At 33.8% G+C, this 23,401-nt stretch carries 13 protein-coding genes; 4 read left to right on the top strand and 9 right to left on the bottom strand.

All coding sequences use genetic code 11. The annotated features are described in order from the left end of the window. Positions 1 to 39: 39 nt before the first annotated feature. The 4 genes from ACMDB5_RS10715 (at position 40) to pheT (ending at position 7,968) form a co-directional block, all read left to right on the top strand. Positions 40 to 3,135 (top strand): efflux RND transporter permease subunit, encoded by a 3,096-nt coding sequence (locus ACMDB5_RS10715; protein ID WP_413998249.1) that lies wholly within the window; start codon positions 40 to 42, stop codon positions 3,133 to 3,135. Beyond that, positions 3,116 to 4,450 carry a TolC family protein gene (locus tag ACMDB5_RS10710; protein ID WP_413998248.1) on the top strand — a complete coding sequence of 445 codons (1,335 nt, stop codon included), beginning with the start codon at positions 3,116 to 3,118 and terminating at the stop codon, positions 4,448 to 4,450. Before ACMDB5_RS10715 ends, ACMDB5_RS10710 begins: the two co-directional genes overlap by 20 nt. A gap of 28 nt (positions 4,451 to 4,478) precedes the next feature. Beyond that, entirely contained in the window at positions 4,479 to 5,342 is an 864-nt protein-coding gene (locus ACMDB5_RS10705) for a bestrophin family protein (protein ID WP_413998247.1), read from the top strand. Positions 5,343 to 5,547: 205 nt separating this feature from the next. Continuing rightward, positions 5,548 to 7,968 carry a phenylalanine--tRNA ligase subunit beta gene (pheT, locus tag ACMDB5_RS10700; RefSeq protein WP_413998246.1) on the top strand — a complete coding sequence of 807 codons (2,421 nt, stop codon included), beginning with the start codon at positions 5,548 to 5,550 and terminating at the stop codon, positions 7,966 to 7,968. Positions 7,969 to 8,029: 61 nt separating this feature from the next. On the opposite strand, the gene ACMDB5_RS10695 is transcribed toward pheT, so the two are convergent. The 9 genes from ACMDB5_RS10695 to ACMDB5_RS10655 form a co-directional block, all read right to left on the bottom strand. After that, on the bottom strand, positions 8,030 to 10,213 hold the full coding sequence (locus ACMDB5_RS10695) for an OmpA family protein (RefSeq protein WP_413998245.1): 2,184 nt from the start codon (positions 10,211 to 10,213) through the stop codon (positions 8,030 to 8,032). Between the two features lie 10 nt (positions 10,214 to 10,223). After that, positions 10,224 to 11,159 carry a type IX secretion system membrane protein PorP/SprF gene (locus tag ACMDB5_RS10690; protein WP_413998244.1) on the bottom strand — a complete coding sequence of 312 codons (936 nt, stop codon included), beginning with the start codon at positions 11,157 to 11,159 and terminating at the stop codon, positions 10,224 to 10,226. Between the two features lie 31 nt (positions 11,160 to 11,190). Further along, positions 11,191 to 13,824, bottom strand: coding sequence for a gliding motility-associated C-terminal domain-containing protein (locus ACMDB5_RS10685; protein WP_413998243.1), 2,634 nt, complete (start codon positions 13,822 to 13,824; stop codon positions 11,191 to 11,193). A 156-nt stretch (positions 13,825 to 13,980) separates the two neighbouring features. After that, positions 13,981 to 14,532, bottom strand: a complete 552-nt coding sequence (locus ACMDB5_RS10680) for a fasciclin domain-containing protein (RefSeq protein WP_413998242.1) — start codon at positions 14,530 to 14,532, stop codon at positions 13,981 to 13,983. Positions 14,533 to 14,884: 352 nt separating this feature from the next. After that, positions 14,885 to 16,663, bottom strand: coding sequence for a 30S ribosomal protein S1 (rpsA, locus tag ACMDB5_RS10675; protein ID WP_413998241.1), 1,779 nt, complete (start codon positions 16,661 to 16,663; stop codon positions 14,885 to 14,887). A gap of 401 nt (positions 16,664 to 17,064) precedes the next feature. Next, positions 17,065 to 18,441 carry a nucleoside permease gene (locus tag ACMDB5_RS10670; RefSeq protein WP_413998240.1) on the bottom strand — a complete coding sequence of 459 codons (1,377 nt, stop codon included), beginning with the start codon at positions 18,439 to 18,441 and terminating at the stop codon, positions 17,065 to 17,067. 75 nt (positions 18,442 to 18,516) lie between these two features. Continuing rightward, positions 18,517 to 19,212 (bottom strand): (d)CMP kinase, encoded by a 696-nt coding sequence (gene cmk, locus ACMDB5_RS10665; RefSeq protein WP_413998239.1) that lies wholly within the window; start codon positions 19,210 to 19,212, stop codon positions 18,517 to 18,519. A 221-nt stretch (positions 19,213 to 19,433) separates the two neighbouring features. Beyond that, complete coding sequence (gene lon / locus ACMDB5_RS10660; protein ID WP_413998238.1) at positions 19,434 to 21,884, bottom strand: endopeptidase La; 2,451 nt, start codon at positions 21,882 to 21,884, stop codon at positions 19,434 to 19,436. Positions 21,885 to 22,068: 184 nt separating this feature from the next. Further along, a complete protein-coding gene (locus ACMDB5_RS10655; protein ID WP_413998237.1) occupies positions 22,069 to 23,379 on the bottom strand; it encodes an MFS transporter in 1,311 nt (436 codons plus the stop codon). Positions 23,380 to 23,401 lie beyond the last annotated feature (22 nt).

Raw genomic sequence — 23,401 nt, 5'->3', positions numbered from 1 at the left:
ATTAATAATTCATAACCCATAATTTATAATTTAAAAAAAATGAGTTTATCTACTTTAAGCATAAAAAGGCCCGTATTTACTATTGTTATTAATCTGGCAATCGTTTTATTCGGAATTATTGGTTACAGTTATTTGGGTGTAAGGGAATTTCCTTCGATAGATCCTGCACAAATTTCGATTCGTACCAATTATACCGGAGCCAATGCCGACATTATCGAGTCGCAAATTACAGAACCGCTTGAAAAAGCAATCAATTCAATCGATGGAATTCGAAATGTAACATCGTCAAGTGCTCAAGGAAGCAGTAATATTACGGTCGAATTTAATTTGAATAAAAACCTCGAAGAGGCTGCTAATGATGTTCGTGACAAAGTTTCGCAAGCCATAAGAAGCTTACCGCAAGATATTGATGCTCCTCCTGTAGTTTCGAAGGCAGATGCCAATGCCGAAGCAATCATTTCGATGACCGTTCAAAGCGATACCCGAAATGCATTAGAACTTAGTGATTATGCTGAAAACGTAATTGGACAAAGATTAGAGACTATTCCGGGTGTAAGTGGTGTTCAAATTTGGGGGCAAAAAAGATATGCCATGCGATTGTGGATTGATCCGGTAAAACTAGCTTCTTACGGTTGTACAGTTGCCGAAGTTCGTCAAGCACTAAACAAGCAAAACGTAGAATTACCTTCGGGGAAATTAACCGGAAACAATACGGAATTGACTGTAAAAACCGTTGGAAATTTATCTAAAGCCGAAGAATTCAATAATATTATTATCCGTTCCGAAGGAGAAAAAATTGTTCGTTTCAGTGATATTGGAAATGCAAGCCTTGGCCCTGAAAATTTAGAAACCAAAATGAGCGAATCGGGTGCGCCTCTTGTGGGTGTGGCTATCGTTCCTCTTCCTGGGGCTAATTATTTAGATATTTCGGCTGCATTTTATAAAGAATTCCAGTCTTTAAAAAAGGATTTACCCAAAGACATCAAATTAAACATTGCCATTGACAGTACCATTTTTGTCAAAAAATCGGTTATCGAAGTTGCCGAAACTTTAGGAATTTCAATTATTCTGGTAATTTTAATCATCTATTTATTTTTTAGAGATTGGGCAATTGCCTTTAGACCTTTAATTGATATTCCCGTTTCCTTAATTGCTACTTTTTTCATCATGTGGCTTTTTGGTTTCTCTATAAATGTATTGACTTTACTTGCTATTGTCCTTGCAACCGGACTTGTAGTGGATGACGGAATCGTAGTTACCGAAAATATTTTCAAAAAAGTTGAAGAAGGAATGTCGCCAATTGAAGCTGCGATAAAAGGTTCAAACGAAATCTTTTTTGCCGTAATTTCTATATCAATAACTCTGGCAGCTGTTTTCCTTCCTGTAATTTTCCTCGAAGGTTTTGTCGGGCGATTATTCCGGGAATTTGGTGTCGTCATTGGTGCTGCGGTATTAATTTCGGCCTTTGTTTCTTTAACATTAACCCCAATGTTAAATGCTTATTTGATGAAAGGTGGCGAACAAAAGAAATCAAAATTTTATATTCTTACCGAACCTTATTATGAGAAATTAAACAGCGGTTATGCTAATTCTTTGCAAACTTTCATGAAAAGAAAATGGATGAGTTTTCCTATTCTAATTGCCTGTTTTGGATTGATATATTTGTTTTTTAATTTACTTCAAAAAGAAACCGCTCCCTATGATGACCGAAGCGCATTAGTCATGAGCATGACAACACCCGAAGGTTCTTCTTATGAATATACGGATCGTTTTATGCAGGAAATATCACAACTGATAAATGATTCCATTCCTGAAAAGAAGGTGAGTTTAGTAATTACTTCTCCTGGATTTGGTTCTTCGTCAGTAAATAGTGGAAGAATTCGAATTGCTTTGGTTGAACCAAATGAAAGAACAAGATCTCAAAAGGAAATTGCTGAGAAACTGACTAAGTTGACTAAGAAATATTCGGAAGCAAAAACATCAGTTATAGAGCAGCCTACAATTGCTGTAAACAGACGTGGCGGTTTACCGATTCAATATATTATTCAAGCACCCAATTTTGAAAAGTTGCGAGAAAAAATCCCTTTGTTTATGGATGAGGTTGCAAAAGATCCTACTTTTTCGACAACAGATGTAAATTTAAAATTTAATAAGCCAGAAATCAACGTAACTATAAATAGAGAAAAAGCAGAAAGTTTAGGTATTTCTGTAATCGATATTGCACAAACTTTACAATTATCATTGAGTGGTCAACGTTTTGGTTACTTTATGAAAAGCGGAAAACAATACCAAGTTATTGGACAATTTGAACAAAAAGACCGCTCCAAACCATTGGATTTAACTTCGATGTTTGTAAAAAATAATAAAGGCCAACTAATCCAGATGGATAATGTTGTAACAATCGAAGAACAAAGTAATCCGCCACAGTTGTACCATAATAACAGGTATATGTCGGCCACAGTTTCTGCGGGTCTTGCTCCGGGCAAAAGTATCAGCGATGGTATCGATGCGATGGATGAAATAAAAGCCAAAGTTCTTGACGATACTTTTACAACCGATTTAGGTGGAGAATCCAGAGATTTTGTAGAAAGTAGCTCTAATACTTCTTTCGCATTTGGATTAGCATTATTGCTTATATTCCTGATTTTGGCCGCACAATTCGAAAGTTTCATTGATCCCTTAATTATTATTTTGACGGTACCTATGGCCGTTGCAGGAGCATTATTCTCTTTATGGTTGTTCGACCAAACTTGGAATATCTTTAGCCAGATTGGTACAGTGATGTTAATTGGTTTGGTGACCAAAAACGGAATTTTAATCGTCGAATTTGCGAATCAATTACGGGAACAGGGCAAACCAAAATTAGAGGCTATTTTAGAAGCTTCAGAAGCCAGACTTCGTCCTATTTTGATGACCAGTTTAGCCATTTCATTAGGAGCTTTACCTATTGCTTTGTCATTTGGTGCTGCTTCTGTAAGTAGAATGGGAATGGGAGTTGTTATTGTTGGAGGAACCATTTTCTCTTTGATTTTAACCTTATTTGTAATTCCTGCCATGTATTTAATGTGGTCCAGAGCCAGAAAACATTACCCAGAATTTGACCACATTGATGAATATGAAAAAGAAAATAAATAACATGAAAAATTCTAAAAGTATATTTCAAAGCCTGATATTATTTTTATTTTGTATTTCAAATATAAATGCACAAGAGTTGCTAACCATTGAAGATGCTGTAAAAACAGCATTGGAAAACAATTACCAAATCAAGATTGCAAAAAATGATTTAAAAATCAGTGAGACCAATGTATCAGCTGGAAATGCGGGAATGCTACCCAAAGCCACCGCATCAATTGTTGACAATAATGGCATCCAAAATCTAACTCAAACCCGAACAGACGGAACGGTCAATAAATTGGATAATGCCAAAAATAACAGTTTGAATTATGGTGTAACTTTAGACTGGACCGTTTTTGACGGCATGAAAATGTTTGCAAAAAGAGACCAATTAAAGGAGTTACAAAAATTAGGAGAAACCCAGTTAAAGTTGGCTATTTTAACCAAAATAAGTGATGTTTATGCTACTTATTTTGACTTGGTACAACAACAACAACAATTAACCGCTTTAGACACGACCCTTGTTATTTCGAATCAAAGATTGACTTTGGCGCAAAATCGCTTTTCGATAGGGAAAGCATCAAAACTTGAAGTTTTAAATGCCCAAGTCGATCTAAATACTGATAAAGTTAGCCTATTAAGACAGAAAGAATTGTATGCCAATACTAAAATACTATTGAACCAGATTCTCGCTAGAGTAGCCACAGCGAATTTTAAGGTTTCTGATCAAATTGTAGTAGACAATAGTTTGTTACTTGCTGAATTAACCGCCTTGGCCGAAAAACAAAACCCTCAACTAGAAGCTCAAATCATAAATAAAAGAGTTAGTGAATTGCAGTTGAAACAAATTAAAGCTGGAAGATACCCAACGGTAAAAGTAAATACAGGATACAATTTCTCTGAAAGTCAATCGAGCCTTGGTTTTACAACACAATCCTCTGCTAGAGGATTAAATTATGGCTTTAGTGCAAGTCTAAATTTGTTTGACGGTTTTGCACAAAACCGAAACGAAAAAATTGCTGCCATTGAAATTGAAAATTCAAAAATCTTGATTGAAGAACAAAGTTTGTCATTAAATGCGCAATTATCGACTGCCTATCAAACCTATTTAACTAATTTAGAGTTGATTCAATTGGAAACAAAAAATGTAGCCATTGCCAAACAGAATTTAGACATTACATTGGATAAATTTCATATCGGAACCATAACTACATTAGAATTTAGAACCGCACAATTAAATCATGTAAATGCAATAGTACGTTATAGCAGCGCACAATTTCAGGCAAAATTATCTGAAATTGCATTGAAAGAATTAGCAGGTAGCATTAATTTTTAAATTAAATTTGCGGAAATATTTCGCGTAAATGATATCATACAACCCAAAGGATTGGATTACTTTTATTTTTCACTTTCATAAAGCCGATACTTTTCGGAAATTGATTCCGATGATGATTACCATCGGAATTTATTCAGGCGGAGTTGCTTATCTGGAAATGGAATACTGGGATTTGCCTTCAAACAGCAATGTCAAAAACATTTCCATCATGCATGGTATGCTGGGGTTTGTGATTTCTTTGTTATTGGTATTCCGAACCAACACCGCCTATGACCGCTGGTGGGAAGGTCGAAAAACATGGGGAAGTTTAGTAAATAATAGTCGAAATCTTGCCATAAAACTTTCGGTAATTTTAAAGGACGAAAGCGATCGTGCTTTTTTCAGAAAACTAATTCCTGGTTATGCTTCTATTTTAAACAAACATTTAAAAGATGAGGAAACAGGCAAGCAACTATTTGAAGATGTTCATTTAGAAATTGACCAACACAAGCACAGACCTAATCAATTGGCAAAAATGCTTTTTCAGAAAGTAAATGATTTGTATCTTACTCATAAAATATCAGGTGATCAACTGATTATTATAAATCACGAAATACAATCTTTTACAGAAATTTGTGGTGCTTGCGAACGAATAAAAAACACACCTATCCCCTATTCTTACAGTGCATTTATTAAAAAATTCATTTTCTTCTATGTGATGACATTACCTTTTGGGTATGTTTTTAACTTGGGCTATTATGTGATTCCTGTGGTTGTTTTTATATTCTATGTTTTAGCGAGTCTAGAGTTAATTGCCGAAGAGATTGAAGATCCTTTTGGGATTGACGCTAATGATTTGCCAACTAAAAAAATAGCAGAAAACATCAAAAGGCATGTCGAAGAATTACTATAAAAAATCAATCTAATTTTTATATGTTTTCTTGAATAAAAAAGGCGTTTTAAATATATTTTTCATTTTATACAGCCATTTGTATTTTACTCCATAAAGTATAAATTTCTTCACCCATTTAGTATAGCAATGAGTTTTAAAAAACCAATAAAATGTTTCTTTCTCCAAACTGCAATCCTTATATTTGCAACCTTATTAAAATTGACAGATGAAAATATCTTACAACTGGTTAAAACAATTCATAAAAATAGATTGGAAGTCCGAGGAAACAGCAACATTACTTACTGATTTAGGTCTTGAAGTAGAAGTTGTTGAAAAATACCAATCGGTAAAAGGCGGTTTAGAAGGCATTGTCGTAGGACATGTTCTTACTTGTATTCCTCATCCTGATGCTGACAGACTAAAAATAACTACCGTTGATTTAGGCGATGGTGTGCCAGTACAAATTGTATGTGGAGCAGCTAATGTGGATGCCGGACAAAAAGTACCTGTTGCTACAATTGGCACCATATTGTATGATGCTACCGGAGTCGCTTTTACCATAAAGAAAGGAAAAATTAGAGGACAGGAAAGTCATGGAATGATTTGTGCCGAAGATGAATTAGGACTAGGAAACAGCCATGATGGAATCATGATACTTGACAATGAGCTTGCTCCTGGAACAAAAGCCGCTGAAGTATTTAAAATAGAAAATGACGAAGTATTCGAAATTGGGCTAACTCCTAATCGTGCCGATGCTATGAGTCATTTAGGGACAGCTCGCGATTTAAGAGCCGGTTTGCTACAAAACGGTGTAAATGTTGAGCTAATCACCCCTTCGGTAAGCAATTTTAGAGTGGACATGAGAACTCTCAAAATTGACACCATTATTGAAGAACCTCTTTTAGCTCCACGTTATTGTGGTGTTACTATTTCAGGAATTACGGTAAAACCATCTCCGAGCTGGTTACAAGACCGATTGAAAGCCATAGGAATTACTCCTAAAAACAATATAGTTGACGTCACGAATTATGTATTGCATGATTTAGGTCAACCTTTGCACGCTTTTGATGCATCAAAAATCAATGGAAAAATAATTGTTAAAACCCTTGCTGCAGGAACTAAATTCACAACTCTTGACGATGTTAAGAGAACTCTTCATCAAGAAGATTTAATGATTTGTGATGAAAAAGGACCTTTATGTATAGCAGGTGTTTTTGGAGGTAAAAATTCGGGAGTAAATGAGCAAACCAATTCTATTTTCTTAGAAAGTGCTTATTTTAATCCGGTAAGTATTAGAAAAACAGCAAAAAGACATCAATTAAGCACAGATGCTTCTTTTAGATTTGAAAGAGGAATCGATCCTACAATTACAGCTTACGCATTAAAACGTGCTGCTTTGTTAATCCAAGAAGTTGCTGGTGGCGAAATTACATCTGATGTAAGTGAAGTGTACCAAAAGAAAATTGAGGATTTCTCCGTTTTCTTAAATTTTGCTAATGTAGCCAAAATTATTGGGCAAGAAATTCCAAAAGATACCATTAAACAAATATTAGTTTCCTTAGATATTAAGGTAAATAGTATTTCTGAAATTGGTTTAGGCTTGTTAATTCCTTCTTACCGTGTAGACGTACAAAGAGAAATTGACGTTATTGAAGAAATCTTGAGAGTTTATGGATACAACAACATCAGTTTTTCAGAAAAACTGAATGCTACCGTATCTAATTCCCCTAGAAACGAAGATTACAAAATACAGAATATCGTTGCCAACCAATTAATTTCACAAGGATTTAATGAAATAATGGCCAATTCGTTGACAACGGCTTCTTATGTAGAACTTTCTGATGTTCTCAAAGAAGTTCATAATGTAACAATGTTAAATCCGTTGAGCAATGAATTAGCTACAATGCGACAATCTTTGTTGTTTTCAGGACTAGAAGCTATTTCGTACAATATCAATCGAAAAAACAGCGATTTGAGATTATTTGAATTTGGAAAATCTTACCATAAATTTCTTTCCGGTTTTGAGGAGCACAAGCATTTGACTTTGTTTCTTACCGGAAACAGAAACAAAGAAAGCTGGACTAATGCTCAAAAACCATCTGATTTCTTTTTGTTTAAAGGATATGTTGATGCCGTTCTTTCTAGATTTGGAATTCAAAAAACACAAAGTATTCCCGTTTCATCCGATGTTTTCTCGGAAGGAATCGCCATAGGTACCGGACATAATACATTGGTTGAATTTGGAGTGGTAAAAAAATCAATATTGAAACATTTCAGCATCAAACAAGAGGTTTTTTACGCTGATTTTAATTGGGATGCCATTTTAAAAGCAATAGCAAGCAAAATAAAATTCACCGAAATTCCTAAATACCCGGAAGTTCGCAGAGATTTAGCCTTGCTAATTGATCAAAACGTTACTTACGACAGCATATATGCGATTGCCAGACAAACGGAGAAAACTTTATTAAAAGACATCAATCTATTTGATGTATATGAAGGTAACAATCTTCCTGAAGGCAAAAAATCGTATGCATTGAGCTTTAGTATTCAAGACAGCACAAAAACCTTGACAGACGCACAAATTGACAAAATAATGAGCAAATTGCAAAATAATTTCGAAACCCAACTTGGAGCAAGTTTAAGATAAATTCTATTTTTATAGAATTAAAAAATCCCAATTCTGAATTCAGAATTGGGATTTTTACGTTTTACAAACTTTTAATTACAAATTCACTGCGCCTGTTTAACTCATGCTGCTCTTCAGAACAAGAATCCTCAGGAACACATTTTACAATCTGAACCGTTTCTCCATATCCTTTTGCAAAAATTCGTCCCGCAGGAATTCCTTGCTCCACAAAGTAAGTTCTTGTTGATTGCGCCCTCTTAGTAGATAAATCCATATTGAACTTACTATTACCTCTGTTATCGGTATGCGAACCAATTTCGACAACCATTTCAGGATATTTCTTCATTAATTCAATAACTCTGTTCAAAATAGGCTTGGATTCTTTCCTGATATACCATAAATTGTAATCGAAATAGATCGGATCTGTTTTAATTAGTAATCTGTCCTTTTCTTTCACGACATCTTTTTCATTTGCAATAATAGCCTCAGTTTTCTCTTTTTTCTTAGCTTCGGCTAAATCTTTATTTATTTTGGCTGTAATCTCAAGTTCTTTTTTCTTGGCTACCGCAAGATCTTTATCCCTTTTAGCAGCAATTACAAGTTCTTTTTTCTTTTGCTCCTCAGCTAAAATAGCTTCTTTTTTCTTAAACTCAATTGCAGCCAATTTTGCTTTGTTTTGCTCATCAAAAAGTAATTGCTTTTCTCTTTTTATTGCTTCCATCGATTTTAATTCCATTGAAGCATCATTAATTTTATCTCGTTCTTTATTAAGAGTAACAGCTTTTGAATTATTATCGTAATTTTCTTTCGATGCATTTATCTTATATGCTGTTTCGCAAGAAACCGTAAAATTAAATTTACCGTCAGCGGAAGTTGAAATTCTTTGAATTTCTATTGCACCCGAATTTTGTAAAATAACTACAGCATTCTCTAATGGTAATTTTGTATCAACATCTGAAATTATACCCGAAATAAATTGCTTACAGTCCTCAATTAGCAATGCCTTCACTTCTTTTAACGAATAAATATCATCACTCCCTTTTCCACCTAATCGGTTGGATGAAAAATAACCTTCATTAGATTCTGAATCTATATAAAAAGCAAAATCATCATAGCCTGAATTCAAAGGTAATCCTACGTTTTCTGGTTTTGAAAAGACTCCGTTTTTTAATTGCGAAACAAAAACATCCAATGAGCCATAACCTTCGTGTCCATTGGACGAAAAATATAATTTATTGTCTTTGGAAATAAAAGGGAACTGTTCTTTCCTAGAAGTATTTATTTGATTCCCTAAGTTTTTAGGACTGCCATATGCATCGCCATTGATTGATACCGAAAAAATATCAAACGATCCTAATGTTCCCGGCATATCTGACGCAAAATATAAAGTCTTTTCATCAGTACTCAGTGCAGGATGTTCCGTAGAATAGTCATCGCTATTAAATGGCAGAGAAACTATATTAGTCCACTTATTATCAACAAACTCTGCTCTAAAAATTTGAAGATTTGAAACTTTGTCTTTATTCCTGCCTCTTCTCCCTTTTTTATAATTGTTTCTGGTGAAATAAACTATTTTTCCATCTTTGGTAAAAACAGCATTGGATTCATGCATCGAAGTATTTATTTCCTTAGAAAAATAATTAACAATTGAATCGCCCGAATTTATGTTTTTTAAAGGAATTGACATTAAATTCAAATAGGTTTCACCATTCCATTTGTACATTTTATCAAATAAACCCGCTTTCTTTTTTACTCCCGAAAAAACCAAACTTCCTCCTTCTGGAACAGTACCAAACTCAGAATTTGAAGTATTTATTGCTAAATTTTTAATTTCAAATCGTTTACCAATAGCAGAAACATTTTCGAGAGTAAGAAGTCCTTTTTCAAAATTTGTCAAAGCTTGTTTATCCGCTAATAGAGAAAAATAGTTTTTCATAACTGAATTTGCCTCTTTATAATTCCCAGTAGCTTTCAAAGTTTGAGAATATCTAAAATAATATTCCTCTCCTAAATCTTTATCATAATTATCTATCAATCGTTTATAATAGCGCTGGGCTTTTGCAAAATCATTGGTATAATAATACGAATCGGCAAGGTTTTTAATTATTGCTGCCGAACTTTTTTCTCTAACAATGGTTTCGTATAACGGAATAGCCTCATTATAATAAGTTCTGTCAAAAAAGCGGTTGGCTCTTTTTAAATCTTGATTTTGGGCGTTTATTAATTGTATTGAAAATACGATTAAAATGAGTAGTATTTTTTTCATATTTTATGTCTTAGAAAAATCTTGGTGATTTATCGAATCCTTTACTCGATAAATCCAAATTAAACAATACAAAAATTTCATGCGTTCCTGAATTGAATTGTCCCAGATTAGAAGTGTTGTAATCATAGGCATAACCAACCCTGATGCTAGATGTTGCTTTTACATTCATCATTGCACTAACGGCATCTCCAAATCGATAGGCGGCCCCAAATTCAAACATATCATTGTATAAAAAATTGGCAGAAACATCTAATGAAACTGGCGCTCCTTTGACATATTTTGACATAAAAGAAGGTTTGAATTTAAACGTATCCGATAAAGTAAACACATAACCTGCTGTTAAGAATGCGTGAATATTTTCGGAACCAAAAGCATAAATTCCGGAACGTTGCTCAATATGTTTTGTGGCAAGCAAATTAGGCGCCGATAAACCCACATAATATTTATCGGTAAAATAAAATACACCTGCTCCAATGTTGGGCATTATATTATTAACGTTTTCTGAAAATGCCAAATCGGTTGAAGCGTCACCACTTTCAAAAACAAAGCCATTAAAATTAGTTTTTATCGATGTAAAACCCGCTTTTAGCCCTAAAGATAATTTATGATTATTATTGAATTCTAACAAATAAGCAAAATCAGCAAAAAAGTTATCCTCCTTTTTGGCGCCGTCTCCAATATCATCCGAAATTAATGAAAAGCCAACTTCAACTTTTTTATTCACGGGCATATGGGCAAAAAGAGTCAATGTTTTTGGTGCTCCGACAGCTCCTACCCATTGTGTTCTATATAAAGACCCAAGACTTAAAGTTGATTCAACTCCGGTTGCATACGCAGGATTTACCACGCTCATATTGTACATATATTGTGTATACTGCGGATCTTGTTGTGCTGATACTTTTATTATGATAAAGAAAAAACTTAAAAATAGTAGTGTTTTTTTCATTTAAAAATTTGTTTTAAATTTAATAGAACAATTAGCGATTTAAATAAAGTCTTCCTTGTTTTGGAGGGGTGTTCCCTTTATTAAAATTGATGACATAAAAATAAACTCCGTTTGCTGCTTTTCCATTTATATCAGTACTCGAATCAGATATTGAACCATCCCAGTCCGGCTTATTTCTATTGGCTGTGTACATTAAATTTCCGTATCGATTGAAAATTTCCAGTGTATAATTGGGATATAAAAAATCAATATCTGGAATTCTAAATGTTTCGTTTACACCATCTCCATTTGGTGAAAATCCATCAGGTATAAAGAAATTAGAAGTAACATCACAATTGGTAAGTGACACAGTAACTTGCAATGGATTTGTTGACAAACAACTATTGGCAGTCGTAGAATCAAATCCGTAATAAATTACATTATCTTGAAGCAAAGTAGTACTAGACAATTGATTTCCGTTTACTGCAGCATCAAACCAAACTAAAATACCATTAGAACTCACATTGTCTGATAAATTTTGAATAGTAGGATTATCTAAGCCACAAAATTTTTCTCCATCTTGATTTAAAGTCGGTGATGATAATTCATTTATTACAATTTTAGCGAGCTCTAAGCCGGATTCACATCCTGTAATAGGATTCACTTCTTTTACGTAATAATTGCCTGAAACCAAAAGTGTATTTGGGATTAAAGCAGTCGTACTTGTCGCTGAATTATACCATCGATATTGTGTTCCATTTGGAATCAAGCTTGCAACCGTAGCATTAGCCGCTTTACAAAATTCTTGATCTGTAACTATTGGATTGTTTGGCAGTGCATGAATTGAAAAACTCTTAGAATTAGGATTAATTATGGCCGAACAGCCATTACTTAAATTAATAAGATTAGTAATACTAAATGATGTACTGCCGATGCTAGCAATATCAGTAGCTGGGATTGTAAAACTAGTTTTCCCCGAGTTCACCGTTAAGGTTAGCGTTTGCTGAGCAACATTATTTATTCCCGAAAGAATATAGCTCAAAGAAATTGAGGTCAAACTCACTAATCCAGAAAGCTCTACAGTAGCCGGTTGATTTATACAGACATCCTTAATTGTAACTACCAAATTAGTAACATCCGGCAATGCATTAATAACAAACGATTTAGCAAGTGTGGCAGTGTTTGTGCAATTTGTAATTAGGTTTGTGATATTGGTAATTGTAAATGTTGTAGTCCCGGCATTAGGTATTAATGCAGCTGGAATAAAAAATGAAGCGATTCCGCCGGTAACATTAATATCAATTGATTGTGCCGTAGCTGTATTGCTTCCGGATAAATTATAAAGAATGTTATAATTCCCATCTGTTAGATTTGAGGTTCCTGAAAACTCAACTAAAGCATCAAAATTTTGACAAACAGCATCAATTTTAAGCGTAGCACTATTTATTTTTGGAATCGGATAAACATGAAGAACGTCAAAAATAGGTGGAATTATGTTTACACAAATACCTCGACTTACCTTATTGATTATATTCAAAATACTAACCGTATAATTACCTACTTGCTGAAAATAAGTGGCAGCAATTGGGAAAGTCAAAACCCCATTATTAAAATTTGAAGTAATTGTAATAGGTAATGCAACCCCAGAAACGGTATATATTACATCATAAACTCCATTAGGAATATTTTGTAATCCTTGGGTTAAAACAGCAGTATATCTTGCTGTAGCGATTTCATTTTCGCAAATATCTGAGTTTACTACCAGTGTCGCCCCTGTATAATCGAGTTGCTTTTCAATTTCGATGTCTACAAATGTCGTTTTGTCTGTACAAATAGCATTTTTTGATAAAACAGTATAGGCAAATCTATACTTACCAGCGCCTCCTGAATTATAAATATTTTGGATATTTATATGATTGTCCGTCGGACCCGTTATTTCCGAAGTGCCGAACTCTTTCCATGTACCATCATCATCTTCGCCAGTTAATAATTCATTCAAATTAAAATTTGTATAAGCTGCCAGCCCATCAGAACATAACTTTAAATCAGTTGGATTTCCTGACTCAGAAGCAAGAAATACCGAAACATTAATAGTTGATGATTGTGGTGAACATGTACCAATTGCAGGCAATATATAAGTAAAAGAATAATTCCCAGGACCGGCAATTGATGCATTAAAAAAATTATCCGTCAATGCATTAGTGCCATCATTATCAATCCAAGTCCCATTTATTTGAGGACTAGGAGAATTTCCCGAGAAAACCTGAAATAAATTAAAATTGGCATCATCACTACATACCGAAGCATTAGGTGCAGCCACGCCGGCATATCCACCAATAATTACCGTAATTATCGCAGAATCCGTACAGCCGCTAACATTATTTAATGAGTAAGTATAAGTATAGGTACCACTTTTGCGAATGAGTTGTGCATTTAAAATCCCAGTAGTTTTGTTTAATCCTCCAGAAAGATTGTCATCGTTCCAGATACCTCCTAAAGTATGAGCTCCTAATAATGCCGAAAGATCTACTGATTTACTGCTTGGATTTATAATATCACAAACTTCAATACTATTATCTTGCCCTGCACATTGTGCCTTACTCTTTGTAGCCAATAAAGAAAAAAAGAGAACAAGAATAAAATGGAAGACACCAGATTTGGAAAAAAAAAGTATTTTTTTTGACATATATCTTAGTTTTTAGCCAAAAATAACATTTTTTTAACTAATTTAACACAATAAATAAAATGTTTTTTGAATCATTTATGATGACTTATAAAAAAATGCCCTATTCTACGAACAGAGCATTTCAATTGACATTTAATCTAACTTCTAAAAAAACTCTTATTTCGGTAATAAAACCGCATCAACTACATGAATAACACCATTTGATTGATTAACATCGGCAATTGTAACTTCTGACATTGAACCATTTTCATCCGTGATATATAGCTTTTTACCTTTCATCCAAGCTGTTAATGTACCGCCGCTAACTGTTTTTAACATCGCTTTCCCATTTCCGGCTTTAATTGCTTTTGAAATATCCGAAGCATTCATTTTTCCCGCTACAACGTGATAGGTTAGTATAGTTTGCAAGGTTTTTAAATTCTCAGGTTTTAATAAATTCTCTACTGTGCCTTTTGGTAGCTTATCAAACGCCGAATTTGTTGGAGCAAAAACGGTAAAAGGTCCTTTTCCTTGCAGAGTTTCTACCAAGCCGGCTGCTTTTACAGCGGCAACCAAAGTGGTGTGGTCTTTTGAGTTTACGGCATTTTCAATGATGTTTTTTGAAGGATACATCGCAGCTCCACCAACCATTACTGTTTTTTGAGCAAATGAAGTAGCTCCGAATACTAATGCGAATAATGCTACTGATAAAAATTTTCTAGTTTTCATAAAATCTATTTTTTAAGTTATATATAGACATTTACGCTGTAGGATTACTTTTGGTTTTAAAAAAATGAAACTTTTTTTTTAAAACCACTGTTCTACAGGCTAATAAATTTAAAATTTAAATCAAAATTGATATTACGGAAGTTGTTTTTAGCCCCGATGGCAGCAAGTATCCTTTTTTATTGCGTGTGAAAATGACCTTTGGATAAAATATAGCTCTGGCAATAAAAAAGATACTGCGTACAGCGGGAGAGAATAATCTTGATACCACTTATTGTCCTGCTCCTAAAAAAATATGGCACAAAAAAAGCCCCACATTGCTGTGGGGCTTTTTAATATTTAGAAAATCAAGAAATTATTTTTTCTCAGATTTTTCCATTTTAGCTTTCAATGCAGCCAATACATCATTGTTATCTCCTAAAGTTGCAGCTGGTGCATTTGTAGATGAAGCAGATGAAGTATTTTCAGTTGCAGTTTTCACATTTTTCTCTTCTTCTTCACGGAAGATAGCAGTGTGAGATGCAACTACTCTTTTGAATTCTTTGTTGAATTCGATTACTTTGAAATCAGCAGTATCACCTTTTTTCAATTTCTTTCCGTCTTCTTTTTCAAGGTGACGAGTAGGAATGAAAGCAACGATATCATCTCCGAATTCTACAGTAGCTCCTTTGTCAACAATTTCAGAAATTTCACCATTGTGGATAGTTCCTACAGCGAAAGAATCTTCGTATTGATCCCAAGGATTAGCAGTAGTTTGTTTGTGACCTAAAGATAATTTACGTCCGTCAACATCTAATTCTAATACAACTACATCAAGTTTCTCACCAACATTTACAAATTCAGATGGGTGTTTGATTTTCTTAGTCCAAGATAAGTCAGAGATGTAAATTAATCCATCAATTCCTTCTTCTAATTCTACGAAAATACCAAAGTTTGTAAAGTTTCTAACGATACCTGTATGTTTAGAACCTACTGGGTATTTAGAAGTAATATCAGTCCAAGGATCCTGAGACAATTGTTTGATACCTAATGACATTTTACGGTCATCTCTGTCTAAAGTTAAGATAACAGCCTCAACAACATCACCAACTTTTACGAAATCTTGAGCAGAACGTAAATGAGTTGACCATGACATTTCAGAAACGTGGATTAAACCTTCAACACCTTCAGCAACTTCGATAAATGCACCGTAATCAGCGATTACAACTACTTTACCTTTTACTTTATCACCAATAGTTAAATTAGCATCTAAAGCATCCCATGGGTGAGCGTTTAATTGTTTCAATCCTAATTGAATTCTTGTTTTCTCATCATCGAAATCAAGGATTACAACGTTTAATTTTTGGTCTAATTCAAGAACTTCACTTGGGTGGTTGATTCTACTCCAAGAAAGGTCAGTAATGTGAATTAATCCATCAACACCACCTAAGTCAATAAACACACCATAAGAAGTAATGTTTTTAACAACACCTTCTAATACTTGTCCTTTTTGTAATTGACCGATGATTTCTTTTTTCTGTACTTCAATATCCGCTTCAATAAGCGCTTTGTGAGATACAACAACGTTTTTGAATTCGTGGTTAATTTTTACCACTTTGAATTCCATTGTTTTGTTTACGTATACATCGTAGTCTCTAATTGGCTTAACATCAATTTGAGATCCTGGTAAGAAAGCTTCAATACCGAAAACGTCAACGATCATACCACCTTTAGTTCTGCATTTCACAAAACCATTAACGATTTCTCCTGTTTCGTTTGCAGCAATAACTCTATCCCATGATTTGATAGTACGTGCTTTTCTGTGAGACAATACTAATTGACCTGTTTTATCCTCACGGATATCAATCAATACTTCTACTTTGTCACCTACTTTTAAGTTTGGGTTGTAACGGAATTCGTTCAATGAAATAACACCTTCCGATTTTGCGTTGATATCAACGATAACGTCTCTATCTGTAATTCTAACAACTACACCTTCTACTACTTCTTCTTGATCTGTAGCGATGAAAGTTTTTGAAACTAGTTCTTCGAATTCTAATAAGTTTTTTTCGTCAACTACATCAATTCCTTCTTCGAAATTGTGCCAGTTAAAATTTGCTAAAAACTCTTCTTGTGATTTTAATTGTTCAGACATGCTGATAAAAATTTGTATTCTGCTTTCTTTGCGTTTCTTAATGCGGTAAAAAAACAGAAGTTGTTTTACATAAATAGTTGAATCCTAAAGGAAACGCTCATCGCCAAAAGGACTGCAAAAGTAATTCTTTTATATGAAACAACAAAATATTTTAAAAAAGATGCAATAATTAGTAATTAAAACATAACAACCTGATAATCAGTAACTATTTTTGTTTTCAATAAGAAGCGAATCATTGAGTTATTTTCAGCCAAGAAAAGTTCCCGCTATCGCCTTTATCTTTCCGTTTCACTGCAAGGATATCGGCTCTATCGGGGCTAAATAGCTTTTACAGGGATTTTTTGGCAATAAAAAACCCAACAAAATAAAAATCTGTCGGGTTGATCATTATACCTAATATATTAATGACTCAATTTTTCTATCTCTTTCGGATCGTGTTTATGTTTGAATAAAACAGCGAAAGCAATTGCTATAATTAACGCATAAGCTGCAAAAGACAGCCAGATGGTGTGCCAATCTTTCATTAGAATTTCTTTACTAAAGATTCCATCTACAGAAATAGAATTCCCCTGACCTTTTACAAATTCTAACATTCTTGAATTTGTAGCATCGGTTTGCAAAAATCCAGCTAATTCAGAAGTGTTCTTAAATGATTTTGTAAAAAAACGATCAATAGCCCATCCGGAAGTTAAACTTCCCAAAACCGCTCCTACACCATTGGTCATCATCATAAACAAACCTTGAGCCGAAGAACGAATTTTTGAATCGGTATTACTTTCTACAAATAATGAACCTGAAATATTAAAGAAATCAAATGCCATTCCGTAAACAATACAAGACATAATAATCATCCACAAACCACCAACAGGATCTCCAAAAGCAAATAATCCAAAACGCAATACCCAAGCCAGCATACTAATAAGCATTACTTGTTTGATACCAAAACGTCTTAAGAAAAACGGAATTGCCAAAATAAACAAAGTCTCAGAAACCTGAGAGATCGACATAATAATAGTCGAATATTGAATTACAAAAGAATCTGCATATTTTGGAAAATGCTTGAACTCATCTAAAAACACATCTCCATAAGCATTTGTTAGCTGTAAAGCGCCTCCTAAAAACATAGAGAAAACAAAAAATAAAGCCATTTTATAATTTCCAAATAGCTTAAAAGATTCCAATCCAAGAGTTTCAATCCAAGTTGCATTTTCTTTAATCAAACGCTGTGGTTCACATTTTGGCAATGTAAAAGCATAAACCCCAAGAATTAATGCACCAATTGCAGCAATATAAAACTGATATTCTGTTGCTTTACTGCCACTTAAATTTGTAATCCACATAGCAACAATAAAACCTATAGTTCCCCAAACACGAATTGGCGGGAAATCTTTTACTATATTTTTATTATTTAATTTTAGCGAAGTATATGAAATTGAGTTACTCAAAGCAATAGTTGGCATATAAAAACACATTGCCGCAAACATTACATATATAAAGTTATCTGGGGTCGTTATTTGAGCTATTCCAAACAAAACTAGTGCATAAAAAATATGAAGAACGCCGTACAATTTTTCGGCATTAATCCATCTATCAGCAATAATACCGGTAAGTGTAGGCATAAACAAAGATGCAATTCCCATGGTTCCAAAAACAAGACCGAACTGAGTACCTTCCCAATTTTTAGTCCCAAACCAATAATTCCCAATTGTTATAAGCCAGGCTCCCCAAACAAAAAACTGAAGAAAGCTCATTATTACCAATCTATTTTTAATCCCCATAAGATGAATTGTATTTTATATTTTTAAAAAAGAACAAGGCGTAAATCTAATATTAAAAAAAAGATTTACAAAAAATTATATCGTTTTAGTAATCTCATTAACTAAACTCAAAACTATACCAAATTGTTCTTCTCGCGTAAGCTCTGAATTATCAATCTCGATAGCATCCTCTGCTTTTACTAATGGCGAATTTGCTCTGTGGGTATCAATGTAATCTCGTTCTTCCACATTTTTCAGCACTTCTTCAAAAGAAACGCTATCTCCTTTTTGCAGCAACTCATCGTAACGCCTTTGTGCACGTGTAGTTGCGCTTGCTGTCATAAATATTTTAAGCTCGGCATCCGGAAAAACTACTGTACCAATGTCTCTTCCATCCATAACAATACCTTTGTCTTTGCCCATTTCTTTTTGCAGTTCCACTAATTTCACTCGAACTTCGGATAGTTCTGCAACTTTACTTACGAAGCGAGATACTTCAATGGTTCTGATTTCCCTTTCGACATTTGTATCGTTCAAATACATTTCGGCAAAACCCAAATCAGGATTAAATTTAAATTGCAAACGGATTGTCGGCAAACTATCAATTAAGGTTTCTTTGTTAAAAAAATCTTCGTTTATATAACCATTTTGCATCGCAAATAAAGAGATAGCTCTATACATGGCGCCTGTGTCAACATAAACATATCCTAATTGCTTGGCGAGTTGTTTAGCCAATGTACTTTTTCCAGTAGATGAAAATCCATCTATAGCAATTGTAATTTTTTTATCCAAAATAGTATTCTTGAAAGTTATAGTAACTGTTTATTTTTAGTGTAAAATCAATTTTAATTAGGTATTCCTCTCCTCTTGAATTCGATTGCGAAGATAAAATTATAATACAACAAATGTTTATTTTTCTATTTCAAATTCTAAACAAATAAAATTCCAAAACCATTACTTAATCCTCTTAAGTTTTGATTTTGGAATTTTTATTTATCTGAAAAAGTACCAATTTACAAGATCTTGGCGTTTTTTACTTTTTGATCTGTAATTGCAATCTTCAAAACTTCGCTCATCTCCTTAACATAATGAAAAGTCAAACCTTCAATATATTGTGGTTTTATTTCGTCGATATCGCTTTTATTATCTTGGCAAAGAATAATCTCTTTAATATTAGCGCGCTTAGCTGCTAAGATTTTTTCCTTGATTCCGCCCACTGGCAATACTTTTCCTCTTAGCGTAATTTCGCCGGTCATAGCGATATTTTTCTTCACTCTTTTTTGAGTAAACAAAGAGACCAAAGAGGTCAACATTGCAATACCCGCGCTCGGTCCGTCTTTTGGTGTAGCGCCTTCCGGAACGTGTAAATGGATATTGTATTTTGATAAAATATCCGAATTTAAACCTAGAAGTTGCGCATTGGCTTTAATATATTCTAAAGCAATTGTAGCCGATTCCTTCATTACCGTACCCAAGTTTCCGGTAATTGTCATGGCGCCTTTCCCCGGAGAAATCAATGATTCTATAAAAAGAATATCTCCTCCTACACTAGTCCAAGCCAATCCTGTTACAACGCCCGCAACATCATTACTTTCATATTTATCTCTTTCCAATCTAGCAACACCAAGAACTTTCACGATATCCTCATCGGTCACCTTCTTATTGTATTCTTCTTCCATCGCAACCGATTTGGCCGCATTTCGGATCACTTGAGCAATTTTAGCTTCTAATCCACGAACACCTGATTCACGAGTATATCCTTCGACGATTTTTTCCAATTGTTTTTTACCAATGGTCAAATCCTTAGACGTTAAACCGTGTTCTTTTAATTGTCTTGGAAATAAATGCTGGCGCGCAATCTCTACCTTTTCTTCGATAGTGTAGCCTGACATTTTAATAACTTCCATTCGATCTCTCAAAGCAGGCTGAATAGCCGACATATTATTAGAAGTAGCGATAAACATTACTTTTGACAAGTCATAACCCATTTCAAGGAAATTATCATAGAAAGAATTGTTCTGTTCCGGATCTAATACTTCCAATAAAGCGGATGACGGATCTCCCTGATTACTGCTCGATAATTTATCAATTTCATCCAAAACAAAGACCGGATTTGATGTTCCTGCCTTTTTCAAACTTTGAATAATTCTACCCGGCATAGCACCGATATATGTTTTTCTGTGACCACGAATCTCCGCTTCATCACGCAATCCTCCTAAAGAAATTCGCACATATTCTCTACCCAAAGCTTCGGCAACTGATCTACCAATTGATGTTTTTCCAACTCCCGGAGGTCCTGTCAAACAAATAATTGGAGATTTCATGTCATTTCGCAATTTCAGAACTGCCAAATGCTCAATCATTCTTTTCTTAACTTCTTCTAAACCAAAATGATCTTTATCAAGAATCTTTTGAGCATGTTTCAAATCAAAATTGTCTTTAGAATATTCGTCCCAAGGCAATTCTAAGAACAACTCCAGATAGTTCCTCTGAATTCCAAAATCAGGTGCTTGAGGATTCATTCGGCGCATTTTGGACAATTCTTTTTCGAAATGCTTTTGTGTTTTCTCGTCCCATTTCTTGGTCTTAGACTTTTGAAGCATTTCATCCATTTCTTCTTCTTGCGAAACACCACCCAATTCTTCCTGAATGGTTTTCATTTGTTGATGAAGAAAATATTCTCTTTGTTGTTGGTCCAGATCAAAACGAACTTTAGATTGAATATCGTTTTTTAATTCGAGTTTTTGCAACTCAATATTCATATAACGAAGTGTTTCTAGAGCTCTGTCTTTCAGACTATTTATAGCTAATAGATCTTGTTTTTCTTTAACTGATAAATTCATGTTAGAAGTAACAAAATTGATCAGAAAAGATTGGCTTTCAATGTTTTTTATAGCAAAGGTTGCCTCACTAGGAATATTTGGACTTTCCTTTATAATTTGAATTGCCAGTTCTTTGACAGAATCCAGAATAGCCAAAAATTCGGTATCTTTTTTATCGGGTCTGTTTTCTTCAAACTCTTTAATTGTGGCAGTTATATAAGGATCTTCAGAAACGACTGCATCAATTTCAAAACGCTTTTTTCCCTGAAGAATAACGGTAGTGTTACCATCCGGCATTTTCAAAACGCGTAAAATTTTAGCAACAGTTCCTATCGTATGAATATCATCCTTTGTAGGATCCTCGTCTTCTTCATTTTTTTGGGCTACAACTCCAATAATTTTTCCTGCTGCATTGGCGTCATTAATCAATTTAATAGATTTATCACGACCCGCAGTGATTGGAATTACAACACCTGGAAACAAAACCATATTTCGCAACGGCAAAATAGGCAAAGAATCCGGTAATTCTTCGTTAATCATTTCTTCCTCATCTTCCGGAGTCAATAATGGAATTAATTCGGCATCAGAATCAAATTCTTGAAGTGACAGATTGTCAATTGTAAGTATTTTATGGTTTGACATAATATATTTAAGTCTTTTTGTCATTAAAAATTTTAATTAAACTAATAAACACATCGTTTTATCGCTATAAAATCGAGTTAAAACCATATATCCATTATTCCTATTAAAAAGGCAATCTCCATGCCATTTTAAAAAAGCACTGCTAATAAAAAACCTTTTGGTTTTAATTCTATTTTGCGAATATCTAGTCTTTAGAGTCTCTTATTTTCTTCATAAAACTAAGCGCGATATAACCCAGTAAAAAGAAAATAGCTAATATAAAAATAGAATTTCGCATTGAATTTGTAACGGAAGCCGCAAAACCAAAAATAAAAGTACCTAATACAATGGAAATTTTTTCGGTTACATCAAAAAAGCTAAAATAAGTGGCGTGATCTTCGGTTTCAGGTAATAATTTTGAATAGGTAGAACGTGACAAGGACTGAATTGCTCCCAAAACCATTCCTATCATTCCCCCAAGCGCATAGACCTGAATATCAATATATATGTTTTTAGCATCCAATAAATAAATCCACAAACAAATAAATCCCCAAATGGCTATAGTCAATTTCAGTGTTTTTATATTTCCTATTTTATCTGAAATTCTTGAAAATAAATAAGCTCCGAAAATAGCAACTACATTTAGCAATAAAATTATTATGATTAATTTGCTAGTACTAATTCCCAATTCTTTCTTTGCATAAATACCTAAAAGCAAAATAATAGTCTGTACACCTATACTGTATAGAAAAAAAGCGGTTAAAAACTGCTTTAGCCTACCTAAGTGTTTTAAGCTTTTAAAAACGACTCTAAGCTCTCTCAATCCTTTGAAGATATAGTCCTTTCTTGGTTTTTTATGAAACACATTATTCGGCAAATAATAAAAAGTCACTTGAGCAAAACCAATCCACCAAATACCAACGCACAAAAAGGAAATACGCGGCGGTAAAGAAGCATCTGTAATTCCGTACCATTCTGGCATCATTACCAGCGTTAAGCTGAAAGCCAATAGAATAACAGAACCTAAATAACCATACATAAAACCTTTGGCACTTACTCTGTCAAATTGCTCCGGATGGGCAACCTCAGGTAAATAGGAATTATAAAAAACGATACTTCCCCAAAAACCAATACTCGCCAAAATAGTGGCTAAAATCCCAATCCATAAGGTATCTTGATCCTTAAAGAAAAACATTGCCATTACGGCAAATGATCCCAGATAACAAAAAAACTGCATAAAGCGTTTTTTATTTCCGGTATAATCGGCTATTCCGGATAAAATTGGAGACAATAAAGCAATTATCAAAAAGGAAAAAGACAAAGAATAAGACAATAAAGTAGAATTATTAAATTCTATTCCCATAAAATGAACCATTCCATTATTATCATTGGTCACAGCTTCGTAATAGATAGGAAAAACTGCTGTTGCAATAACTAAACTATAAACAGAATTAGCCCAATCATAAAAAGCCCAGGCATTAATCAATTTTTTATCACCTTTTTGTAATGCAATCATATATGTAATTTTTGTTCCAATT

The sequence above is a fragment of the Flavobacterium sp. W1B genome (assembly GCF_047344965.1).
Classification (GTDB): Bacteria; Bacteroidota; Bacteroidia; order Flavobacteriales; family Flavobacteriaceae; genus Flavobacterium.
This window is presented reverse-complemented; position numbering and strand designations above follow the sequence as displayed.

Excerpts from the sequence above, each read along its gene's own strand:
- lon (WP_413998238.1), bottom strand. The coding sequence starts at position 21,884 with ATGTCAAACCATAAAATACTTACAATTGACAATCTGTCACTTCAAGAA.
- ACMDB5_RS10655 (WP_413998237.1), bottom strand. The coding sequence starts at position 23,379 with ATGATTGCATTACAAAAAGGTGATAAAAAATTGATTAATGCCTGGGCT.
- ACMDB5_RS10715 (WP_413998249.1), top strand. The coding sequence starts at position 40 with ATGAGTTTATCTACTTTAAGCATAAAAAGGCCCGTATTTACTATTGTT.
- ACMDB5_RS10680 (WP_413998242.1), bottom strand. The coding sequence starts at position 14,532 with ATGAAAACTAGAAAATTTTTATCAGTAGCATTATTCGCATTAGTATTC.
- ACMDB5_RS10670 (WP_413998240.1), bottom strand. The coding sequence starts at position 18,441 with ATGGGGATTAAAAATAGATTGGTAATAATGAGCTTTCTTCAGTTTTTT.
- ACMDB5_RS10695 (WP_413998245.1), bottom strand. The coding sequence starts at position 10,213 with ATGAAAAAAATACTACTCATTTTAATCGTATTTTCAATACAATTAATA.
- ACMDB5_RS10710 (WP_413998248.1), top strand. The coding sequence starts at position 3,116 with ATGAAAAAGAAAATAAATAACATGAAAAATTCTAAAAGTATATTTCAA.
- rpsA (WP_413998241.1), bottom strand. The coding sequence starts at position 16,663 with ATGTCTGAACAATTAAAATCACAAGAAGAGTTTTTAGCAAATTTTAAC.
- ACMDB5_RS10685 (WP_413998243.1), bottom strand. The coding sequence starts at position 13,824 with ATGTCAAAAAAAATACTTTTTTTTTCCAAATCTGGTGTCTTCCATTTT.
- ACMDB5_RS10690 (WP_413998244.1), bottom strand. The coding sequence starts at position 11,159 with ATGAAAAAAACACTACTATTTTTAAGTTTTTTCTTTATCATAATAAAA.
- pheT (WP_413998246.1), top strand. The coding sequence starts at position 5,548 with ATGAAAATATCTTACAACTGGTTAAAACAATTCATAAAAATAGATTGG.
- ACMDB5_RS10705 (WP_413998247.1), top strand. The coding sequence starts at position 4,479 with ATGATATCATACAACCCAAAGGATTGGATTACTTTTATTTTTCACTTT.